The following is a 21,829-nucleotide window of genomic DNA, read 5'->3' on the forward strand; positions in this document are numbered from 1 at the left end:
CTCCGTGGGCCCGCCGCGATCGGCCATCCTTGGCCGTGCGCGGCTAACCCGGCATCCATGCCGGGTTGCCCACTGCGCAGAACCTCCACTCGGCCTCTCGATGGGGGCGGTGCATCAAGAGCTGCAGGCGAGCTAACGCTCGGCCTGTTGAGTGATCGGGCGCACGCCGCTGCATTGTAGGAGCGAGGCTTGCCCGCGAAGCTGTTGATCTTGCCGTTGCCGTTGCCGTTGCCGTTGCCGTTGCCGTTGCCGTTGCTTTGGCTTTTGATCTTGATCTGGCGCCCCTTTCCCAGAGGCCGAACGCAGGTATTGCGCAGGGGGCACCGCGGCAGGGATGCCGCGGTAGTCGCCCCCGGCCAGGGATGGCCGATGGCGACGGGCCCCCGGAGCAATGCCGGAGAGAGGGCATGCCGAGCCTAAGCGAGGCACCGAATGGCGGGGCAAGAGCCCTTGGTTACTTGGGGCTTTTCCAAGTGACTCGCTGTAAAAGCGAAACCGCCAGCGGCCGTGAGCGCAGAAATGGATATGTACACCATCAAACATCCCGGTCGGCTATCAGGCCGCCTTCGCGGGCAAGCCTCGCTCCTACAAGGGGCAATAACCGCCAGCAGCCGTTACCGCAGAAACGGATATGTACACAATCAAAAATCCCCGGTCGGCTATCAGGCCGCCTTCGCGGGCAAGCCTCGCTCCTACAAGGGGCAATAACCACCAGCCGTTACCGCAGAAACGGATATGTACTCCCGACCACCTGGCCCCGACAGTGAATCCCACGACAATATCCATCCCTCCACCCACAGTAGAGCCTGCCGTCGAATGCCGATTTTCAGCATTCGACGACTGCCAGGGCGGCGCTTTCAGCATCCTCGTCCGGGACGACTCAATAGACTGAAGGCTGTCTCGGAACAGGACTCGACATCATGCTCAAGCATCGCCTGAAAGACCCCAGCCTGCTGGTAGAACTCGCTTACATCGACGGTCAGTGGATCAGCGCCGACAACGCCGACACCCTGGACGTTATCGACCCGGCCAGCGGCCAGTCGCTCGCCCGCGTACCCGCAATGCAAGGCAGCGAAACCCGACGCGCCATCGAAGCCGCTGACCGCGCGTGGCCGGCATGGCGCGCACGCCCGGCGGCAGAACGGGCGGCGCTGCTGGAGCGCTGGTATCAGGCCATGATCGACAACCTCGACGATCTGGCGCTGATCATGACCTGCGAACAGGGCAAACCGTTGAATGAAGCCAAGGGCGAAATTCGCTACGGGGCCGGCTTCGTCAAATGGTTCGCCGAAGAAGCCCGACGGGTCTACGGCGAAACCATCCCGGCCCCCAGCGGTGATCGCCGCTTGCTGACCCTCAAGCAACCGGTGGGTGTCTGCGCCGCAATCACCCCATGGAACTTCCCCAATGCGATGATCACCCGCAAGTGCGCACCGGCCCTGGCCGCCGGGTGCACAATCATTGTCAAACCCTCGGACCTGACCCCGCTATCGGCCCTGGCGCTGGCAGTACTCGCCGAACGCGTCGGCATTCCGGCCGGGGTGTTCAACGTCGTGATCGGCACGCCCGCCGGCATCGGCGAAGAACTGACCGGCAACCCGACAGTGCGCAAGATCTCCTTCACCGGTTCCACCGCCGTAGGTCGACTGCTGATGCGCCAGAGCGCTGAACACATCAAGCGCTTGAGCCTGGAACTGGGCGGTAACGCGCCGTTCATCGTGTTCGACGACGCTGATCTGGAGCAGGCAGTGGCGGGCATCATGCTCAGCAAGTTCCGCAACGCTGGCCAGACCTGCGTCTGCGCCAACCGGATTCTGGTGCAGGACGGGATCTACGAGCGCTTCGCCCAGCGCCTGGTAGATGAGGTGGGCAAGCTCAAGGTCGGCAATGGCCTGGACGCCGACGTGACCATCGGCCCACTGATCAATGCGGCGGCGGTGAGCAAGGTCGCTCGACATATCGACGAGGCTTTGAGTCAGGGCGCCCGTCTGCTCTGTGGCGGAATCCCCGAGGGCGACAGCCAGTTCGTCCAGCCAACAGTGCTCGGTGAGGCCCATGCCGGGATGTTGCTGGCCAACGAAGAAACCTTCGGACCGGTCGCACCGCTGATGCGCTTTACCACTGAGGAAGAGGCGCTGGCCCTGGCCAATGCCACGCCTTATGGCTTGGGCGCCTATTTCTTCACCCAGGACTTGCGCCGTTCATGGCGGTTCGGCGAGGCACTGGAGTTCGGCATGGTCGGTCTCAACACCGGGCTCATTTCCATGGAAGTCGCGCCATTCGGCGGTATCAAGCAATCGGGTCTGGGCCGTGAAGGCAGCAAATATGGCCTGGATGAATACCTTGAAGTCAAAGCCTTCCACATCGGCGGGCTGTGATCCGGTCACCGTTTGAACAGACATTGAGGAGCCACGATTGATGAGCAAACCATTCAGAATCGCCGCCATTGCCGGCGATGGCATCGGCAAGGAAGTCTTGCCGGAAGGGCTGCGGGTACTGGAGCAGGCCGCGAAAAAATGGCAACTGGATTTGAGCATCGAAGTGCTCGACTGGGCTCACTGCGATTACTACCTGGAACACGGGCAGATGATGCCCGCTGACTGGTTCGAACAACTCAAGGGCTTCGATGCGATTTACTTTGGCGCCGTGGGCTGGCCGGACAAGGTGCCGGACCATATTTCCCTGTGGGGTTCGTTGCTCAAGTTTCGCCGTGACTTCGACCAATACGTGAACATCCGTCCGGTGCGGCTGTTTCCCGGTGTTCCGTGTCCACTGGCCGGACGTGAAGCCGGGGACATCGATTTCGTGGTGATCCGCGAAAACACCGAAGGCGAGTATTCGTCGGTTGGCGGCAAGATGTTCGAAGGCACCGAGCATGAGTTCGTGCTGCAAGAGTCGGTGTTCACCCGGCGTGGCGTGGACCGGATTCTCAAGTTCGCCTTTGACCTGGCCCAGACCCGGCCGCGCAAACGCCTGACGGCGGCGACCAAATCCAACGGCATTTCCATCAGCATGCCGTACTGGGACGAGCGCACCGCATTGATGGCTGCGAAGTACCCGGACGTCACCTGGGACAAGCAACACATCGACATCCTGTGCGCGCGATTTGTGCTGCAACCGGACCGCTTCGATGTGGTAGTGGCGTCGAATCTGTTCGGCGACATTCTGTCCGACCTGGGACCGGCCTGCGCCGGTACCATCGGTATCGCACCCTCGGCGAACCTTGATCCAGAGCGGCGATTTCCGTCGCTGTTCGAACCGGTGCATGGCTCAGCGCCGGATATCTATGGGCAGAACATCGCCAACCCGATTGCGATGATCTGGTCCGGTGCCTTGATGCTCGACTTCCTCGGCAATGGTGATGAACGTTATCGCGCGGCCCATGACGGTATTCTCAAGGCCATCGAGCAGGTCATCTCCGAGGGACCGATCACCCCTGATCTGGGCGGGCAGGGATCGACCCAGGATGTCGGTAGGGCAATCGCCGCAGCGCTTTGATCTGAGGCATCAGCGCCTATTCATTCTTATGTGTCACCCTTTTAGCCCGTTCACACTGCGGGCTTTTTTTTTGCTTTATTGCGGGCCTCGGACATTTCGCCCCTGATTAAGTAAGCATTCGGGAGCGTCCGCTTTGGCCGAAAGCAGAGGTTGGTTACTTCGCCTACGCTAGAAAGGAACAAGGATGAAGGCGTAGCCTCGTCCAGCGCACTGACACACCTCGCCACGCAAAGGAAGCGATGAATAGTCTTGTGATGCTCCAGCCGCTGTTCGACATGCTGAAGTGGCTACTGCCATTGTTTGTCTTGGTCATCCTCGTCAAGACGCCCTGGTTCAAGGGCTGGTTCGGAGAGCTGCTGGTGCGAACATTCGCCCACTATGGGTTGGATAGCCAGATCTATCGCCGGTTGCATAACGTCACCCTGGATACGCCCGATGGCACCACCCAAATCGATCATGTGTTCCTGTCGCCTTTTGGCATTTTCGTCCTGGAGACCAAAAACATGGGCGGCTGGATCTTTGGAGGTGAGCGCCAGGCCCAGTGGACACAGCAGATTTTTCGGCATCGCTTCAGGTTCCAGAATCCGCTGCGGCAGAATTACAAGCACTTGAAGGCGCTGGAAGCGCTGCTCTGTGTTCCGCCCGAACACATCCATTCTGTAATCGCCTTCGTCGGCGGCAGCAGCTTCAAGACCGTCATGCCGGACAATGTCACCCAAGGTGTCAGTTGCATCCGCTATATCAAGTCCTTTCATCTGCCTGTGTTCAACGAAGCGCAGGTGAGTGTAATGGTGAAGGCGCTGCAGAACGGGAAGAGGGACGGTTCGCTCGCTACCCACTACGAGCATCTACAACATCTGAAACAGCGAAATGATCCTTTGGCAAAACACTTTTGCCCGCGTTGTGGAAGCGCTTTTGAAATTCGCATCCGTAAGACAGGTGCCAGAGCAGGAGAGCGATTTTGGGGCTGCAGCGCTTACCCCAAATGTCGAGCGAAACAGGACTTGGACTAGTTCCTCAAGCACTTCGCCGTGTAAAGCCACGGATGAGAACAATGATGTACCGGGGTGCGGACGTCTTCTGCCATCAGAGCGCTCCAGCCATCAGTAGCCGTTCGCCGAAGCCGATATTTGACAGGGTTCAATATTTTTTTACCGAGTCTTGGAGCGTGCGCGCATGAGCTTCAACGGGCGGGTCCTTGGGTTCCTCAGTGATTGGCTTATCGTCGCCCATGGATTTGCGGAACCCTCTGATCGTATCGCCGATATCCGCCCCCAAACCTTTCAGACGCCTGGTTCCGAACAGCATGACCACGATCAGCAGGATGATCAGGAGTTTTCCGGTACTGAAGCCACCTAATCCCATTGTCTGTACTCCGTAGCAAGTGAGTAATCCGTTCGGCAGCGGGGCCGGTGGAGGAACATTCCTCTGCCGGCGCTAACCGCGAATCGTGTTATTTGACGACGTAGAATTTACGTACATAAATGCTGCTATGCCAGGCACATGGGGCACCTCGGGGCACAAATACCGTATCGCCGGTGTTGACCTTCAGATCGATCCCGTCCGCCAGCTGGAGAGTGACGCTGCCTTCAATCAGATGCATCAGTTCATGCAGCAGGTGCGGTCTCGCCCCGCGGGTATAGGGTGTCGAGTCCCAGACGCCGATGCGCAGGTTGGTCGGTTCTTCGACAAGCAGATTGTTCGAGCGACATTGCGGTGCCGGGCTGATCAGAATTTCCGGACCCGGTGCCGCCGAGGGCGAGAGCAGGGTTAGCGGGGGGAGCGCTGTGAGCCCGGGATGGCGCTCTTCAACGGGCTGGGTATCCGCGCAGAATGCCCAAAGAGAATCGGGTTGCGCCTCGATCTGCAGCGACGTGCCGCGGGCGATCACCGCGCTGTCACCGGGATTGAGTTGGAGCGTGCAATCCTGGCTCTGCAGGCTGACACGTCCTGCGTGAACCACGATCATTTCGCTGTAGGGATAGTCATCGATGCTGAATTGTCCGCTCGCCTGGACCACGCCAGCAGCAATGTCCTGCGGCCCGTTATAAGCAATGTGCCTGTCGAAAGGGTCGTTGATCCCCAACGAACCGGGAGTGAATTTTGTTGGGACGGGACTGCCGTCGGCGTGTGCCAACAGCACTGCAGTGGGCTCGAGCATGAAGGTGTTTCTCCAGGAAAATGCATCGTATGGCGTTGGATGTAACGGTGCGGTTTGTCAGCCGATGGCCTGAGTCACCAAAGCAAACTGGTGCACTGCGCCGATAGCCTGCGGTGGGGTGCCACGAGCCATTTGTGCGACGCTGTCGACGCGCTTCAGCCCGGCCTCTTCCAGCCAAGGGGCCAGACCGCTGTCGGACGGTATGTCCATGCGCACGAAGGCGTCCGGCACTTGGGCCAGCAACACCGCGATCAAATGCTTGGCCTGTTGTGGATTTTCGGCGATGACCGGGCCGATATAGCGGCCTCGGCCGAATTGACGCAGCAGGGCGAAAGTGCGCAGCTGACCATCGCGCTCGATACCGACCGAGTGTTCGACACTGTCGAACAGATCATTGAGCACGGCGTGTCTGTCCAGGCCGCTGCCGGCGTTGGCCAGTTCAATCTGGTCGCTCCGATCGGTTTCGGTCAGCGGGCGGCAGCGCTCACCGGCTGCCAGGTCATTGGGTGCAGGAACCCGCGCGTGCCCCTGATGTTGTTGAATATGGCCAAACTCAATGAACCCCTGGCTGGCATAAAGCGGGGCGCCGGCCAGCGTCGCATTGAGCACGGCGGTACGCGATCCGCAAGCCTCAAGTGCCAGCTCCATCAGCTTGCGACCTATACCCTGGCCCTGGTACTCATCACTGACGATCACCAGGCCGATAGTGGCGTAATTTCCCTGTGCACAGGTGAACGCGGTACCGATCAGGCGTCCTGCGTCTTCTACGACAAAACCCTGCGCAATGCGCTGCAACATGGCCCAGTCTTCCAGGCGGTGGGGCCACTTCAACTGCACGGACAAGGCATGGGCCGACGCCACATCGGCCGGGGTCATGGGGCGATAGATATAGGCCGGGCGTTGCGAAATGGACATGGCAGGTCTCCATTGACAGGAAGCGTAATCGGTCGGATTTCTCCGCGGAAAGGCTTTGTATCTCACCTGCGGAGAGGCCTGACAATAGGCACGGATTGATTCGGCAGATTCCGTCAGCGACCGCTCTGCGGGCCACAGTTACTGCTCAAACACGCATCGGGATCGGCAGCAAATACCGCGTCGGTTTTTCACGATGCGGGTCAAAGCGAAAGAGTTAATAACTTCGCTCGCGGTCAACCTGGCCAAGCATTGATTCACCGCGTTGATGCCGACGAATATTCTCCAGCAACACGCCAAACGCGCTTTCTGGCTGAGTCATCGCAGCGATATGCGGAGTCAGTAATATCTGCGGATGGTGCCAGAAGGGATGATCCGGCGCGGCCGGCTCCTGTTCCAGAACGTCGAGCACCGCCGCGCTGAGCTGGCCGCTGGCCAGAGCCTCAAGCAGATCCTCTTCTATCAGGTGCCCACCGCGGCCCATGTTGACCAAGGCTGCACCTTTGGGCAGGCGCTGGAACAATTCACGGTTGAGAATTCCTCTGGTCTGCTCGGTCAAGGGCAGGACACAAAGCACGATGTCGCACTGGCCGAGGAAGGCCGGAAGTTGCTCGGCACCGGCAAAACAGTCCACCCCGGCGATGCGATGCTCGCTGCGTGCCCATCCCGACAGAGCGAAACCAAAAGTCTGCAAGGTGGCCAGAATCTGTTGCGCCTGCGTGCCGAGGCCCATCACGCCCACCCGACGTTTGGCGGCCGGTTGCAGCAGGTGAGCCTGCCAGCACCGAGCCATTTGTTGCTGGCGATAACGGAGCATATCCCGGTGCAGGCTCAGCACCGCAAAACTGGCGTATTCGCACATGCCCCGGGTGATGCCTGGGTCGAGTAGACGTACCACCGGCAAGGTCGCTGGCAAGCGATCAAGGTCAAGCTGATCGACCCCGGCCGACAAGGCGAACAGTACTTGCAGGTTGGGCAACAAGGTATCGAGATCGTCCGGCGCCTGCCAGGCCGCCAGGTAGCGAATTTCCTTCGGATCGCCGATGTCCGGCCAGGCACGCCATTCGATATCTGGAGCGTGCTCGGCGAACAGGCGCTTCCATTGTTCGCCGCGCACCGGATCAGCTTTATAGAGCAGGGCCATGGGTAACTTCTCGCATGAAATAGTGAACATCAAGCATGCCCGAGTGGCAGAGCAGGATATGTCGAAAGATTCTGCTTGAACGCATTTCGCTGCGTTGTATGGAGCACCTGTCAGCAGATTCCATGGGCGCTGGCAACCGCTGAAGGATTCTGCTGTTTGCCGGGGTGAAAACAGTCGATCCCGATTTCTCAGAGGCCAAGTTCGGCTTAGACAATTGCGTCGAAAGCTTAACCTGTGAACCACATCGCAGCCGCTTTCCGGTTGCCAGACCCACTGTGAGAGATGCCAATGAACAGTAAAGTCGAAGAAACCCCGAGTTTGCTCCGTCAACGCGATCAATTCGTGCCACGGGGTTTGGTCACCGCGCACCCGCTGGTTATCGATCGAGCCCAAGGTTCCGAGGTGTGGGATGTCGATGGGACGCGCTACCTGGACTTCGTCGGCGGCATCGGTGTGTTGAACATCGGCCACAATCACCCGAAGGTGGTCGCGGCGGTGCAAGCCCAATTGCAAAAGGTCAGCCATGCGTGCTTCCAGGTAGTGGCCTACAAACCCTATCTCGACCTGGTACAGCGTCTGTGCGAATTGGTCGGTGGTCGCGAAGCCTATAAGGCAGCACTGTTTACCTCCGGCGCAGAGGCCGTGGAGAACGCGGTGAAAATCGCCCGCGCGCATACCAATCGCCCGGCGGTCATCTCCTTTCGTGGCGGTTTCCATGGGCGCACGTTGCTCGGTACGACCCTGACCGGCATGAGCCAACCCTACAAACAGAACTTCGGACCCTTCGCACCCGAGGTTTTCCATACCCCGTACCCTAACGGCTATCGCGGTTTCACCAGCGAAATGGCCCTGCAAGCCCTGAATGAATTACTGGCGACCCAGGTGCCTGCGGACCGGGTAGCGGCGATCATCATTGAGCCGGTGCAGGGCGATGGAGGCTTCCTCTCCGCGCCGCCGGAGTTTCTCCAGGCGCTGCGGGCTCTGACCGAACAACATGGCATCGTACTCATTCTCGATGAAATTCAGACCGGCTTCGGCCGCACCGGCAAATGGTTCGGTTTCCAGCACGCAGGCATTCAGCCGGATCTGGTCACCGTGGCCAAGAGCCTGGCCGGTGGTTTGCCGATCTCGGGCGTGGTGGGTCGTGCACACATCATGGACGCGCCATTACCCGGCGGTCTCGGCGGTACTTACGGCGGTAACGCCCTGGCTTGCGCGGCGGCGCTGGCGGTGATCGACGCCTACGAACAGGAGCAATTGCTCGCGCGCGGTGAAGTATTGGGCGAACGCTTGCGTCAGGGCCTGCTGCGCTTGCAGGCACGTCACCCGCGGATTGGTGACGTACGCGGTACTGGCTTCATGCTGGCGATCGAACTGATCAAAGACGACGAGGCCCGCAGCCCCGATGCCGAACTCACCCAGCAACTGATCGATCAGGTCCGGATGGGTGGGCTGTTGGTGATCAAATGCGGCGTGTACCGTAATGTGCTGCGCTTCCTTGCGCCTCTGGTCACCGAAGAGGATCAAATCGACGAAGCGCTGGCGATTCTTGAGGCGGCATTGTTACGCGTGTTGAATTAATCTCAGGCTTCAGTTGGCGCAACGTAGCATTGCGCCAACCGGGCATTTGAAACGCATGGATTGATGAAATGCATCATGGGAGGCAACACACCATGTACCTGACTGATTATCGTGCACTGCTGATCGATTGCGATGAAGTCCTGGTCGATCGGGATTCCGGTATCTGGACGGCCCTGCAACCGGTGCTCGAAAACCATCCGGGCGTGCTGGGCAGGGAAGAGGTATTGGCTGAGTTTGACGAGGCAGTGCGCATGCTCTATCCACGTTTTTCCGAGTTGGGTTTCAGTGGCTTATTGTGCTTTGCCCATCGCCAGTTGGCAGAGCATTTCGGGCTGAAGACCCGTTGGGAGGACGGGATGAGTTTCGCCCGATCGGTGGGCAACTGGTCGCTGTTCGAGGATGCGCCCGGTGCCATGTTGTATCTGCGCAAATTCTATCGACTGCTGGTGTGCTGCGATCGTGACGCCGAGGATCGCGAACAGCTTTGTGAGCGTTTGGGGATTACGCCCGAAGACTTGCTTTCCCGAGTCAGCAAGCCACTGGAGGACAGCGTCTGGTTGCAGGACAATAACCTGCAAGCCAAAGATATCCTGCAGGTCTCCAGACCTCCTGTCGAGCCGCCAAAATCGGCTGGTTTGTGCCTGATTTGTCGTGGCCATGGCAACGATACCCAACAATGTCCTGCGGATTTTTGCATTAATAGCATGGCCGACCTGGTCGCTCAGCATCAGCAATCCTTACACCGGTGATTTTGTTATAACCTCTGTACATCCGAACGGCATCAAGAGGTACGCGATGGAAGGTTTGATCAAACTGGACCGCATTGATATCAGTATCCTGGTTGAGCTGCAAAAAGACGGCCGAATGACTAACGTCAGTCTGGCCGATGCGGTGGGTCTGTCGTCCAGCCCTTGCTTGCAACGGGTCAAGCGACTTGAGTCGGCCGGCTATATTTCCGGTTACAGAGCCCATCTCAATCTTGCCAAGATCACCGACTCGGTGACGGTATTTACCGAGATCACGCTCAGCGACCACAAGCGGGAGGACTTCGCCAAGTTCGAGTCCAATATCCGTTTGGTCGAGGAGGTGCTCGAGTGTCACTTGATCAGCGGCGGTTACGATTACCTGGTGCGTTTCATGACCTGCAGCATCCAGCATTATCAGGAAGTGATGGAAGGTCTGCTGGACAAGAACATCGGTATTTCCAAGTACTTCAGTTACATCGTCATCAAATCGCCGGTCCTGAAAGATGGGGTTCCGCTGCGTAGACTATTGCGTCACTGATGCCGCTTTGATCACACGCGTTAATTTCTGCTTATCGCTTTTGGCGCCAGCAACCGTTCAATGGCGCCACTCACCATGTTTTCCATCAGCTTATCGCGCTCTTGTTCATCCATCGAATAGTGCATCAGCCAACTGGGCGCGCTGTTGAGCAAGGCGGCAATGGCATGACCGGTAGCCAACAGACCCTGTTCACTGAGTCGGGGGCGGACGCCAAGCATCAGCAGCAACTTGCGTTCGTACTGCTCGCGCAGTTGCCGGACCCGTTCCTGCTGCTCTTCATTCAGGCAGCCGCTGTCGCGCTCCACCAGACGAAAATGCCAGGGCATCTCCCGATGCAGATTCAGGTGCGCGCGGATCAATTGGTTGAGTCTGTCGCGTTTTGCCGGGGCCGTTTGTTCGATGCGCCCCAGGGTGGCCAGCAGCTCTTCGTAGAACTCCTCGATCAGGTCAAGCAGCATGTGCTGCTTGCTGGGGTAATGGTGATACAGCGAGCCCGGGGCGAGCCCCAGGCAGGTCGCGAGCTCACGCATGCCGACCTGACCGAAACCCTTGCTGGCAAAGAGCTCCAGCACCTTGTCCCGGTACTCGGCGAAGCGCGAGCAACGCTCAGGCGTAGGCATGGAAGCCGCGCCCCGTTTTGCGTCCCAGGTAGCCGGCGGCGACCATTTCCTTGAGCAGTGGAGCGGGGCGGTATTTGCTGTCGTTGAAGCCGTCGTAGAAGGCTTCAAGGATTGCCAGCACGGTGTCCAGGCCGATCAGGTCCGCCAATGCCAGCGGGCCGATCGGCTGGTTGCAGCCCAGGCGCATGCCGGCGTCGATGTCTTCGGCGCTGGCCAGGCCTTCCTGAAACACCAGGATCGCTTCATTGATCATCGGCACCAGAATCCGGTTGACCACAAAACCCGGACGGTTGCCGGCAGTGATGGCGGTTTTGCCGAGTGTGGTCGCCATGTCCAGCGCCAAGGCGTGGGTGGCATCGCTGGTTTGCAGGCCACGAATCACTTCGATCAGGCCCATGACCGGCACCGGGTTGAAGAAATGCAGACCGATGAAGCGCTCAGGCTGACTGACGCTGGCCGCCAATTGGGTAATGGACAGCGATGACGTGTTGGAGGCGATCACACAGTCGGCGCTGACCTGCGCGGCGATTTGTTGCAGCACGCGCAGTTTCAGATCGAGGTTTTCGGTGGCGGCTTCGATCACCATTTGCACGTTTTGCAGGCTTTTGTAGTCGGTACTGGTGCGAATCTTGTCGAGGGCCGCGAGCTTTTGCTCGTGCGTCAGCGTGTTTTTGACGACCTGCCGATCGAGGTTTTTATCGACGGTCGCGATTGCCTTTTGCAAGGCACTCTCGGAGATGTCGATCAAGGTCACGTTGAAGCCGGCCAGGGCGCAGACTTGCGCGATGCCATTGCCCATGGTGCCGGCGCCGATAACGCCAATGTTCTGCAGATTCATGTTCATGTCCTTGTGATCAAACCCGCTCGAACAACACGGCGATGCCTTGGCCGCCGCCGATGCACATGGTCGCCAGGGCATAACGGCCTTGGCAGCGATGCAGCTCGTGAATGGCTTTGGTGGCGATGATCGCGCCAGTGGCGCCCACTGGATGGCCCAGCGAGATGCCCGAGCCGTTGGGGTTGACCTTCTGTGGATCGAAGCCCAGCTCTTGCGCTACGGCACAGGCCTGGGCGGCGAAGGCTTCGTTGGACTCGATCACATCAAGGTCGGCAACGGTCAGACCGGCGCGCTTGAGCACCAGGCGGGTGGCGGGAATCGGTCCCAGCCCCATCATCGAAGGTTCAACGCCTGCATGGGCATACCCCACCAGTCGAGCCATGGGCTTGAGGCCTTGTTCCTGAACAGTTCGGGCCGTGGCCATGATCAGTGCGCCGGCACCATCATTGAGGCCCGATGCGTTGCCGGCGGTGACGCTACCGTCCTTTTTGAAAGCGGGTTTCATGCGGCTCAATTGCTCGGCGTCGACCTCGGCCCGAACATGCTCATCCGTCGCAAACGACACCGTTCCTTTACGGGTCGCTATTTCGATCGGCACGATCTGCCCGGCAAAACGCCCTTCGGCAATCGCTCGGGCAGCACGCTGCTGGCTGAGAAGCGCCAATTCATCCTGGGTCTGGCGTGTAATACCATAGTGCTCAGCGATATTTTCAGCGGTGATACCCATGTGGAAACCGGCAAACGGGTCTTGCAGTGCTCCAAGCATGTAGTCGACGGCCTGCATGTCGCCCATTCGTGCGCCCCAGCGCGCCTGCGGCAGCAAGTACGCGCCTCGGCTCATGGACTCGACGCCACCTGCCAGCGCAGCGCCCGCATCCCCCAGCATCAAACTTTGCGCGGCACTGACAATCGCCTGCAAACCCGAACCGCAAAGGCGGTTGACGTTGAACGCAGGAGTCTCTTTCGTCAGGCCGGCATTCATCGCCACAACCCGGGAGATGTAGGCATCGCGTGCCTCGGTCGGGATCACATGCCCCATCACCGCATGGCCGATGTGTTCGGGCGCCAGGCCAGATCGTTCGATAGCGGCGCGGCACACGTCGGTTGCCAACTGAATAGGCGGCACATCCTTGAGTGAACCGCCAAAGCTGCCGATGGCAGAACGGACGGCGCTCACTACAAAAATATCGGAATGGTTCATGTCGGCTCTCTGAATAGGTCTTTTTTGTTGGGCACGAGTCTAGAATCAGCAGCGCCACTGGCCTATGCCAAAACTGTTCAAGGGTGATGGCGTTTTTTGCCATGTTCAGATGTGACGAGAGAGGCATTCAAATGCGGGAAACGGATTCGGTGGCGGTTTACTTCATGTACCCCATGATCCATGCGTTGCGTGAGGAACCGCAGCGTCTGCGGTCGGTACTTGAACAGGTGGGCATTGATCCGGCACTGATGGACCAGCCGACGGCACGGGTGCCGGCCACGGCGTTCGCCGCGTTGTGGCTGGTGCAGATTCGTGAGTTGAACGACGAATTTTTCCAGTTGGACTCACACGGCATGCCGCCGGGCAGTTTTGCCTTGATCTGTCGGGCATTGATTCAGGAGCCGACGCTGGAAAAAGCCATGCGTCAGTGCTTAGCCAATTTCGCCCTGTTCCTGCGTGATTTTCGCGGCACGTTGAGCGTGCGTGGCAAGCGTGCGGTCATCAGCTTGCAAACCTGTTCGCAGAACAGCGAGGTCAGCCGGTTGGGCGAAGAAACGTTTCTGGTGTTGATGATCAGTCTGCTGTGCTGGCTGGCCGGACGGCGCATTCCTATCGATCGGGCAGACTTTCGTCATCAACGTTTGTCGCTGCGTGATGATGCCTTGCTCTGGGGGCCCAACCTGACCTTTGGCACCGAACGCACCGAAATCGAGTTCGCCAGTGACTACCTGCGGCTGCCGGTGATTCAAGACCTGGCGTCGCTGAAAGTGTTTTTACGCACCGCACCGCAATGGCTGGTGATCCGCTTCCGCAACCAGCATGGGCTGGCGTCGCAGGTTCATCAGCGCCTGCGCCACAGCCATTACAGCGAATGGCCGACCTTGCAGGCCTTCGCCCTGGAACAGCACCTGAGCCCCAGTACCTTTCGCCGGAAGCTGGGGCGAGAAGGCTGTTCGTATCAGGAAATCAAGGATGAAGTGCGGCGCGCGGTGGCGTTTGAACGGTTGCGCCAGAGCAAGGCGAGCATCAGCGATATTGCTGAACAGTTGGGATTTCAGGAACCGAGTGCGTTTCATCGGGCGTTCAAGAAGTGGACGGGGGAGAGCCCGGGGCGGTATCGGGCGCGGTTTCAGGAGCGTTCTGAATGAGCCCTGCTCGCTGGCCTGTCACTGATGACCATGATGGTTATCGTGGTGATCTGGGGCGCGATCCTGCGAGGGCATGCGACTGGCTTTGCATCTCTCGTTCGAGAAAATCAATGAACGCGCGCACCTTCGCATTTAAAGCCGATCGCTCAGTGACGCAGGCATAGATGTCCATTGGCTCAGGCTCTGCGCAAGCTGCGTTGCGACTGCCCGTCTCGAACAAGGGTAGAAGTCGGCCGCTGTCGATCAGTGGCTGAGCGATAAAGCTTGCGAGGCGTGCGATCCCACCGCCGTTTACAGCAATCTGCGCGATAGTATCAATGTCATCGCAGACGAAGCCCGGGTTTACTTTGGCCTCGAAGCGGCTGCCGTTGAGTACAAAGGTCCAGGGCAGAAAACGACCATCAGTTGGATAGCGAAAGACAAGGCAAGTGTGTTGCTTCAGCTCCTCAAGGTTTGTCGGTATGCCCGCGCGGTCGAGATACGCGGGTGACGCACAGAATACGAAAGGAAACGAAGCGATGCGCCGGACGATGAGCTGATCGTTCAGCTGTGCTTCGATACGGATACTGATGTCAACGCCCTCCAGCCGATGATCAACGCTGCGATCCGTACTGATCAGTTCGATGTCGATACGCGGATAGGCGTCCTTGAACGCGGGCATTAATGGCGCGAGTACACGACGTCCAAATGCCGCTGTGGTGGCGATGCAAAGTGGTCCCTGCGGCTTGGTGCCGACCGTGGCAGCTTGCGAGGCGAGATCGATATCGCGCGGAATGTAGCGCACCTTCTCGAAATAGCGCGTGCCGCTTTCGGTGAGCGCCATGCTGCGGGTTGTACGAGAGAGCAGGCGCACGCCCAAGTGAGCTTCGAGTCGCGTGATACTCTGGCTGACCGCAGCGGCGCTCATGCCTTGGGCACGGGCCGCCGCCGCGATGCTGCCGTTTTCCACCACACGGATATAGGTATTGATCAAACCAAGAATATCCATCGGGTCCTCGCGCTCGATTCGTTGATTTTGCTTAAGAAAGATTCAAGCATAACGCGTCTACCGGCGTGTTCGGCAGCTTGTTAGGTTAGCCGCTCTCGCTACTGACGATTGACAAGGCTTAAATCGATGACCGATAGAACATCTAGAAATACTGCACGTTTTCGCTTGCCTAAACACGCGACGCCTTACGTTTTTGCGCTTTACATGGCCACTATCATGGCGTTTCTCATGTGTCTCGTCATCACCCTCGCGGAATTCGGAGTAGATGAGCATTACCTGGAAAATGTGATGAATGCGTATCGGGTGGCAATGCCTTCGGCGTTCGTTTGCGTGCTCGTCGTGCGCCCAATCGTTGCGCGACTTGTGGCGTGGACCGTGCAGACTCATTGAGAGATCGGGTCGACGAAGTACGGCCTGTCGGTGCATGGGTATCTACACATCTATTGAGCTACAGAGATTCATTGCCGATGCTTGGTGCTTGGTGCTTGGTGCTTGGTGCTTGGTGCTTGGTGCTTGGGAGTACATATCCGTTTCTGCGGTCACGGCCGCTGACGGTTTCGCTTTTACAGCGAGTCACTTGGAAAAGCCCCAAGTAACCAAGGGCTCTTGCCCCGCCATTCGGTGCCTCGCTTAGGCTCGGCATGCCCTCACTCCGGCATTGCTCCGGGGGCCCGCTGCCATCGGCCATCCATGGCCGGGGGCAGCTACCGCGGCATCCTTGCCGCGGTGCCCCCTCCGCAATACCTGCGTTCGGCCTCTGGGAAAGGGGCAAGCAGATCAGGATCAAAAGCCAAAGCAACGGCAACGGCAAGATCAACAGCTTCGCGAGCAAGCCCGCTCCCACAGTTTGATCGGGGTACATTCGGGGAAGATCCGTCGGCTGACAGGCCGCCATCGCAGCGATGCGGCGACCCGATAAGCCAGCCACAAAAGTCAGCCCCCATCCACTCTGCTTCTCACCACTCAACAGGCCGAGCGTTAGCTCGCCTGCAGCTGTTGATCTTGATGCACCGCACCCTCGAGAGGCCGAGTGGAGGTTCTGCGTAGTGGGCAACCCGGCATGGATGCCGGGTTAGCCGCGCACGGCCATGGATGGCCGATCGCGGCGGGCCCACGGAGCAGGACCGGAGCGAGGGCATGCCGAGCCCAGGCGAGGCACCGAACGACAGGGGCAAAGAGCCCTTGGTTACTTGGGGCTTTTCCAAGTGACCCGCCGTAAGGGCGGAACCCTAAGCGGCCGTGACCGCAGAAACGGATATGTACCCCATCAAACTCGGAAAGATGTGTAGATACCCATGCTGGCGGGTGCCGACCATCGGATTGCCATAAGTGAAGGGAGGCCGCACGACGAAGTGCTATTTGGCCAGTAACCTACACCACAAACCTCTCATCAACCCCGCGATAAGGGCGACAGCACGTCATAGAGCATCCTGGCGTCGTCGCCGATCACTCGCGCTCCTCACCGCCGGGTCGTTGCAGCGGGTTGAGGCGATCCGGCCAATGGCTACACACAGTCGTTCGGCATGATCTAAGCTCCAGAAGATGGTTTTCCCGAGCAGGGGTTTCAATGCGAAGCACACCTGAAAACAGTCTGAAAAATGCGTTGAAAGCCTGTAGAGACAGCTTTATTTCTGTTGGCTTTTTCAGCTTTTTCATCAATGCGCTAATGCTCGTTCCTACTTTCTACATGCTTCAGGTGTATGGGCGAGTGATGGCCAGCGGAAGCCTGACAACCCTGGCAATGCTGACGTTGATCATGACTGGGCTGATCATCACGCTCGGCTCCCTGGAATGGATCCGTTCGCGGATCATGGTTCGGGTCAGTACCCGACTGGATGTGTTGCTCAGTCGCCAGGTCTATAAAGCCAGTTTCAAACGGGCCCTGGACAGTGGTGGCATGGATGCGTCGGCCCAGTCGCTCAACGACTTGACGGGCTTGAGACAGTTTCTCTCCGGCAACGGTTTGTTCGCCTTTTTCGATGCGCCCTGGTTGCCAATCTACATCGCTGTGATGTTCATGTTTCATCCCTGGTTTGGCTGGGTAGCGACGGGCAGTGCGCTGTTGTTGTTATTGCTCGCGTTTATCAATGAGAGGCTGACGGGGCCGGCACTGGCCCAGGCCAACAAGGAACATATCGGTGCGACGCTCTACACCACGAAAAATCTACGCAACGCTGAAGTCATCGAGTCTATGGGCATGCTTGAAACCCTGATGGACCGTTGGGGACTTCGTCAAAGAAACGTCCTGTTGCTGCAGGCTGAGGCAAGCGACAGAGGTGCCATAATCAGCACGCTTTCCAAGACCTTCCGGATCCTGGTGCAATCACTGATCCTTGGCCTGGGGGCGTACCTGGCCGTGGACCATCAAGTGGGGGCCGGCCTGGTGTTTGCCGGGGCCGTGCTGCTCGGGCGCGCATTGGCCCCCATCGATCTGATCATCGGCAGTTGGAGGGGCTTTATTGCGGCCCGCTCGCAATACCGCCGTCTCAACGAGATCCTCGATAAACAACAGGCTCAGCCCGAGCGTATGTCATTGCCTGCGCCTCAGGGGCACGTGCAGGTGGAGAATCTGGTCGTCGCGGCACCTGGCTCGAAAACCCCGATCATCAACAACATAAGTTTCAGCGTACCTGCCGGCTGCGTTGTCGGCATCATCGGTCCAAGTGCCGCGGGCAAGTCCACCCTGGCCAGGGCACTGATAGGGGTATGGGCGCCGCTGCATGGCGTGGTCCGGCTCGATGGCGCCGACATCAGCGCGTGGGACAAACATGAACTCGGGCCGTATATAGGTTATTTGCCCCAGGACATTGAGCTATTCGAAGGCAGTATCAGCGAGAACATTGCCCGCTTCGCCGAGGTCGACTCGGTGAAAGTCATTCAGGCTGCCAGGACCGCTGGCGTTCACGAAATGATTTTGCTGTTGCCCGATGGCTACGACACCGTCATTGGCAGCGAGGGCCTCATGCTGTCGGGAGGCCAGCGCCAGCGCATCGGTCTGGCCCGTGCGCTGTATGGCAACCCGCGGCTGATTATTCTCGACGAGCCCAACTCCAATCTTGACGAAGTCGGTGATCGCGCCCTGGTGGCAGCCATCCAGCAGCTCAAGCAGACCGGCGCAACCCTGTTTGTCATTACCCACCGAACCAACATCGTGTCGCAACTTGACCGGCTCATGGTGATGAACGCAGGGGTTATCAGTCTCTACGGGCCACGCGAGCAGGTGCTCGCCGAACTCAATGCGCAGCAACAAAAGCACGCGCAAAAGCACGCCATGCCAGTAGGCGTCAGCATGGCTTCGGTCGATACCAGCAAGGGCGATACCGATGAACCCTACGATGCCCAGTCGTCAAATTGAAAGCTTCGCCGGCCTGCCGACATCTGATCGAAAAGCACGCCGCCTGGGCATTGGTATTGTAGGGGTGACCTTCGGCCTGTTCGGCACCTGGGCGGCGCTCGCGCCCCTCGACGGTGCCGCTTACGCGCCGGGGGTGGTCACCGTGCAGACTTACCGCAAAACGGTCCAGCATCCTGAAGGGGGCATCGTCAAAGCGGTACTGGTCCATGACGGTGACATCGTCAAGCGTGGCGATCCGCTGATTATTCTTGATGATGCCCAGTTGCGCTTCGAATACGAGATAACCCGAGGCCAGCTGGTCGCGACCAGAGCCATGGAGGCAAGGCTCAGAGCCGAGCGCGATACACAGTCGGCGATCAGCTTTGGGGAGATAGCCGATACCGAGAGTCTGCGAGGAGTGGAAGCGCGCCAGGGCGAGACCCAGGTATTCAACGCCCGGCAGGGCTCGCGGCTGGGTCAGATCTCGGTGTTGCGCGAACGCATTGGTCAGTTGAATCAACAGATCAAGGGACTGGAAGCGATGATTGCTGCCAAGGTTCATCTGGAGAAATCCTACAGCGGTGAAATCGTTGAATTGACCGACCTGCTCAAGCAAGGGTTCGTTGACAAACAACGTCTGCTCGATCAGGAACGCAAGCTGGGGATGCTCAGGTCGGAGGTGGCTGATCACCGTTCCGCTATTAACAAGACTCGTCTGCAGATCAATGAAACACAGCTGCAGATACTGCAAATCGACAAGGATTTCAGTACCGAGGTGGTCAAAGAGCTGGCCGAGGTTCAGACCAGGATGTACGACCTGCAAGAGAAAACCTCGTCCCTGGAAGACCGGCTCAGTCGCATCGTCATTCGCGCACCCGACGCGGGCATGGTGATTGGCATGACGGTGCACACCATAGGGGGTGTCGTGAGTCCGGCGACGCCGCTGCTGGATATCGTGCCATCGGTTTCCGAGCTGGTCATAGAGGCCCAGGTGGCGCCGGTGGATATTGATCGCGTCGCCATCGGCAAGCGTGCCGATATCCGTTTCGGCGCGTTCAATAGCTCGACCACTCCCGTGATCGAAGGCGAGGTCAGTAGCGTATCGGCTGACCGGCTGGTCAACGAAAAGGCCGGGACGGCCTATTATCTGGCGCGGGTCCGGGTAACCGAGGAGGGCGTGCGCACCTTGGGTGAGCGTAAGTTGTTGCCGGGGATGCCGGCGGACGTCTTGATCATCACCGGGCAACGCACATTGTTGCAGTACTTGATGCAGCCGGCTCGCGATGCCATGGCTCAATCGATGATCGAGGAATAACCATGAGCGCATCGACAGTTCTGCTGGGCGGTGCATTCATGCTTGCAGCAGGTGCCGTCCTGGCGCAAACCGCTGCAGCGACGCCTACCGGGGTCAGTGCCTCGACGTTTTCCACCGACCTCATGCAGTTGTATCGTGAGTCACGGCTGGAAGATCCGCGCGTTTTGGCCTCCTATGCGCAAGCGCAGGCGGGCAAGGAACATCAGCGCGAGGCTATGGGTGCGCTGTTCCCGCAGGTATCGCTGAACGCCGGGACGAATCGGATTCATCAGGAGAGCGACCTGGTGGAGCAGAGTTACGACAGCGAAAACTACAGCCTGGTGCTGCGTCAGTACCTCTACAACAAGGCCGCGTGGGAGAACTACCAAAAATTCAAAAGCCTGGCCAAGCAGTCCGAATCGCAAGCGCTGGATGCCCAGGCCGAGGCCACAGTGGACTTGGCGGAGCGTTACTTCACCGCGTTGGCGGCCGAAGATGAACTGGAGTTGGTGAGGGCCGAGCGTCGAACCACGCAAAAGAGTCTGGACCGAGTCAATGCACTGTACGAAAAGCAGCTGGCAATGGTGACCGATCAACTCGACCTCAAGGCCCGGGTAGATTTGCTGGCGGCGCAGGAACTGGATGCCCAGAACCAGGCCAGTATCAGTCGCGAGGCACTGGCAGAGATCGTCGGCAGGCCGGTCAAGGAGAAGCTCAACCGGATTCGCGATGATGTGCAACTACGGGTTTCGGCGCAGAGCCTGGAAAGCTGGGTCCGCGACGGTATAGCGCTAAACCCGGCGCTCAAGGCCAACGAGAGCAGTGTCGAAGCGGCAGGCGCAGCGTTGCGCAGCGGCAAGGGCGGGCACTATCCGACCCTGAGCCTTACGCTGAGCGCGCAGCAGACCAACGAGGGCTACAACAATGCCTTGGCGCCGCGCACCGACAGCTATGTCGCCGGTATTGGCGTTCAGGTGCCGCTGTACAGCGGCGGTTCGACCTCGGCGCGGGTCCGTGGGCTCTACCAGGATCAAATTACCGCCGAGCAGGAACTGGAAGCAATCCGGCGCCGGGTGGTCAAGGAGATCACTAGCGCTTACCTGACCGCCAATTCGAGCGGAGAAAAGATCAGTGCGAGCCGAAATGCCCTGGCCTCGGCACAGCTGTCGAGAGTGGCGGCGGAGAAAGCGCTCGATTACGGCATGGTCAATGCCGTCGATGTACTGACCAGCGTACGCAACGAATTCCGGGCTCGTCGTGACCTGCTCAAGACGCAATACGAATTCGTCACTAATGTCCTTACGCTCAATCGCTGGGCGGGAAAGCCGCCTGCCGAGGGTGTCGAAAGCGTTAATGGCTGGTTGAGCTCCGGCAGCTCCAGCCAAAACTTCACATCCCCCTGATTCTTTCCAAATAGCGACTGTATATTCCCGTCCCACTGAACGCCGATTTGAGCCATAACCTTCGGCAGGTGATGGTTGCTGGGGCGTTATCGCGCAAAAAACTCAAGCACTGTAGTAAGGCTGTTCTCGAGCGTCTCCAGGTATCTACATATCTTCCCTTTATGGTGTACATATCCGTTGCTGCGGTCATGGCGGCTGGCGGTTTCGCCCTTACGGCGAGTCACTTTCGAAAAGCCTGCGCGGCCCGGCGGAAAGTAACCAAAGCGCTCTTGCCCCTGTCGTTCGGTGCCTCGCCTAGGCTCGGCATGCCCTCGCTCCGGTCCTGCTCCGTGGGCCCGCCGCGATCGGCCATCCCTGGCCGTGCGCGGCTAACCCGGCATCCATGCCGGGTTGCCCACTGCGCAGAACCTCCACTCGGCCTCT

At 59.0% G+C, this 21,829-nt stretch carries 19 protein-coding genes; 11 read left to right on the plus strand and 8 right to left on the minus strand.

Annotated features, from left to right (window positions below):
- Nucleotides 1-920 precede the first annotated feature (920 nt).
- The 3 genes from MEB48_RS07945 (at nucleotide 921) to MEB48_RS07955 (ending at nucleotide 4,511) form a co-directional block, all read left to right on the plus strand.
- Nucleotides 921-2,378: an NAD-dependent succinate-semialdehyde dehydrogenase gene (locus MEB48_RS07945; RefSeq protein ID WP_237883444.1), complete on the plus strand. Its 1,458-nt coding sequence runs from the start codon at nucleotides 921-923 to the stop codon at nucleotides 2,376-2,378.
- A 40-nt stretch (nucleotides 2,379-2,418) separates the two neighbouring features.
- Nucleotides 2,419-3,498, plus strand: a complete 1,080-nt coding sequence (locus MEB48_RS07950; RefSeq protein WP_237883446.1) for a tartrate dehydrogenase — start codon at nucleotides 2,419-2,421, stop codon at nucleotides 3,496-3,498.
- Nucleotides 3,499-3,737: 239 nt separating this feature from the next.
- Nucleotides 3,738-4,511: a nuclease-related domain-containing protein gene (locus tag MEB48_RS07955; protein WP_237883448.1), complete on the plus strand. Its 774-nt coding sequence runs from the start codon at nucleotides 3,738-3,740 to the stop codon at nucleotides 4,509-4,511.
- Nucleotides 4,512-4,638: 127 nt separating this feature from the next.
- On the opposite strand, the gene tatA is transcribed toward MEB48_RS07955, so the two are convergent.
- From tatA to MEB48_RS07975, 4 genes are all read right to left on the minus strand, one after another.
- Nucleotides 4,639-4,863: a twin-arginine translocase TatA/TatE family subunit gene (tatA, locus tag MEB48_RS07960; RefSeq protein WP_237883451.1), complete on the minus strand. Its 225-nt coding sequence runs from the start codon at nucleotides 4,861-4,863 to the stop codon at nucleotides 4,639-4,641.
- Between the two features lie 88 nt (nucleotides 4,864-4,951).
- Nucleotides 4,952-5,659, minus strand: coding sequence for a cupin domain-containing protein (locus MEB48_RS07965; protein WP_237883453.1), 708 nt, complete (start codon nucleotides 5,657-5,659; stop codon nucleotides 4,952-4,954).
- A 57-nt stretch (nucleotides 5,660-5,716) separates the two neighbouring features.
- On the minus strand, nucleotides 5,717-6,574 hold the full coding sequence (locus MEB48_RS07970; protein ID WP_237883455.1) for a GNAT family N-acetyltransferase: 858 nt from the start codon (nucleotides 6,572-6,574) through the stop codon (nucleotides 5,717-5,719).
- Nucleotides 6,575-6,788: 214 nt separating this feature from the next.
- Nucleotides 6,789-7,715 (minus strand): 2-hydroxyacid dehydrogenase, encoded by a 927-nt coding sequence (locus MEB48_RS07975; RefSeq protein WP_237883457.1) that lies wholly within the window; start codon nucleotides 7,713-7,715, stop codon nucleotides 6,789-6,791.
- A gap of 288 nt (nucleotides 7,716-8,003) precedes the next feature.
- Between MEB48_RS07975 and gabT the strand changes: the two genes are divergently transcribed.
- The 3 genes from gabT (at nucleotide 8,004) to MEB48_RS07990 (ending at nucleotide 10,580) form a co-directional block, all read left to right on the plus strand.
- Nucleotides 8,004-9,296 carry a 4-aminobutyrate--2-oxoglutarate transaminase gene (gene gabT / locus MEB48_RS07980; protein WP_237883459.1) on the plus strand — a complete coding sequence of 431 codons (1,293 nt, stop codon included), beginning with the start codon at nucleotides 8,004-8,006 and terminating at the stop codon, nucleotides 9,294-9,296.
- A gap of 92 nt (nucleotides 9,297-9,388) precedes the next feature.
- Nucleotides 9,389-10,045, plus strand: coding sequence for an HAD family hydrolase (locus tag MEB48_RS07985; RefSeq protein WP_237883461.1), 657 nt, complete (start codon nucleotides 9,389-9,391; stop codon nucleotides 10,043-10,045).
- A gap of 46 nt (nucleotides 10,046-10,091) precedes the next feature.
- Nucleotides 10,092-10,580: an Lrp/AsnC family transcriptional regulator gene (locus MEB48_RS07990; protein WP_030128877.1), complete on the plus strand. Its 489-nt coding sequence runs from the start codon at nucleotides 10,092-10,094 to the stop codon at nucleotides 10,578-10,580.
- Between the two features lie 20 nt (nucleotides 10,581-10,600).
- Here MEB48_RS07990 and MEB48_RS07995 read toward each other — a convergent pair whose 3' ends face one another.
- Genes MEB48_RS07995 through MEB48_RS08005 form a run of 3 tightly spaced genes read right to left on the minus strand, consistent with a single transcriptional unit; the run spans nucleotide 10,601 to nucleotide 13,239 of the window.
- The gene (locus MEB48_RS07995) at nucleotides 10,601-11,200 is read right to left on the minus strand and encodes a TetR/AcrR family transcriptional regulator (RefSeq protein ID WP_237883463.1); all 600 of its coding nucleotides are present in this window, start codon (nucleotides 11,198-11,200) and stop codon (nucleotides 10,601-10,603) included.
- A complete protein-coding gene (locus MEB48_RS08000; RefSeq protein ID WP_237883465.1) occupies nucleotides 11,187-12,038 on the minus strand; it encodes a 3-hydroxybutyryl-CoA dehydrogenase in 852 nt (283 codons plus the stop codon). The genes MEB48_RS07995 and MEB48_RS08000 overlap by 14 nt, the downstream gene beginning before the upstream one ends.
- 16 nt (nucleotides 12,039-12,054) lie before the next feature.
- On the minus strand, nucleotides 12,055-13,239 hold the full coding sequence (locus MEB48_RS08005) for an acetyl-CoA C-acyltransferase family protein (protein WP_237883467.1): 1,185 nt from the start codon (nucleotides 13,237-13,239) through the stop codon (nucleotides 12,055-12,057).
- Between the two features lie 131 nt (nucleotides 13,240-13,370).
- Between MEB48_RS08005 and MEB48_RS08010 the strand changes: the two genes are divergently transcribed.
- Nucleotides 13,371-14,387, plus strand: a complete 1,017-nt coding sequence (locus MEB48_RS08010; protein WP_237883469.1) for an AraC family transcriptional regulator — start codon at nucleotides 13,371-13,373, stop codon at nucleotides 14,385-14,387.
- A gap of 37 nt (nucleotides 14,388-14,424) precedes the next feature.
- Here MEB48_RS08010 and MEB48_RS08015 read toward each other — a convergent pair whose 3' ends face one another.
- Nucleotides 14,425-15,375 carry a LysR family transcriptional regulator gene (locus MEB48_RS08015; protein ID WP_237883471.1) on the minus strand — a complete coding sequence of 317 codons (951 nt, stop codon included), beginning with the start codon at nucleotides 15,373-15,375 and terminating at the stop codon, nucleotides 14,425-14,427.
- A gap of 126 nt (nucleotides 15,376-15,501) precedes the next feature.
- Between MEB48_RS08015 and MEB48_RS08020 the strand changes: the two genes are divergently transcribed.
- The 4 genes from MEB48_RS08020 to MEB48_RS08035 all read left to right on the plus strand — a co-directional run bounded on the left by MEB48_RS08020 (nucleotide 15,502) and on the right by MEB48_RS08035 (nucleotide 21,406).
- Nucleotides 15,502-15,765, plus strand: a complete 264-nt coding sequence (locus MEB48_RS08020; RefSeq protein WP_237883473.1) for a DUF2798 domain-containing protein — start codon at nucleotides 15,502-15,504, stop codon at nucleotides 15,763-15,765.
- A 1,177-nt stretch (nucleotides 15,766-16,942) separates the two neighbouring features.
- The gene (locus MEB48_RS08025) at nucleotides 16,943-18,730 is read left to right on the plus strand and encodes a type I secretion system permease/ATPase (protein ID WP_237883475.1); all 1,788 of its coding nucleotides are present in this window, start codon (nucleotides 16,943-16,945) and stop codon (nucleotides 18,728-18,730) included.
- The gene (locus MEB48_RS08030) at nucleotides 18,711-20,024 is read left to right on the plus strand and encodes an HlyD family type I secretion periplasmic adaptor subunit (protein ID WP_237883477.1); all 1,314 of its coding nucleotides are present in this window, start codon (nucleotides 18,711-18,713) and stop codon (nucleotides 20,022-20,024) included. The genes MEB48_RS08025 and MEB48_RS08030 overlap by 20 nt, the downstream gene beginning before the upstream one ends.
- A 2-nt stretch (nucleotides 20,025-20,026) precedes the next feature.
- On the plus strand, nucleotides 20,027-21,406 hold the full coding sequence (locus MEB48_RS08035) for a TolC family outer membrane protein (RefSeq protein WP_237883479.1): 1,380 nt from the start codon (nucleotides 20,027-20,029) through the stop codon (nucleotides 21,404-21,406).
- The last annotated feature ends 423 nt before the right edge of the window (nucleotides 21,407-21,829 follow it).

The organism is Pseudomonas sp. PGPR40 (assembly GCF_022014505.1).
In the GTDB taxonomy this organism is placed as follows: domain Bacteria; phylum Pseudomonadota; class Gammaproteobacteria; order Pseudomonadales; family Pseudomonadaceae; genus Aquipseudomonas.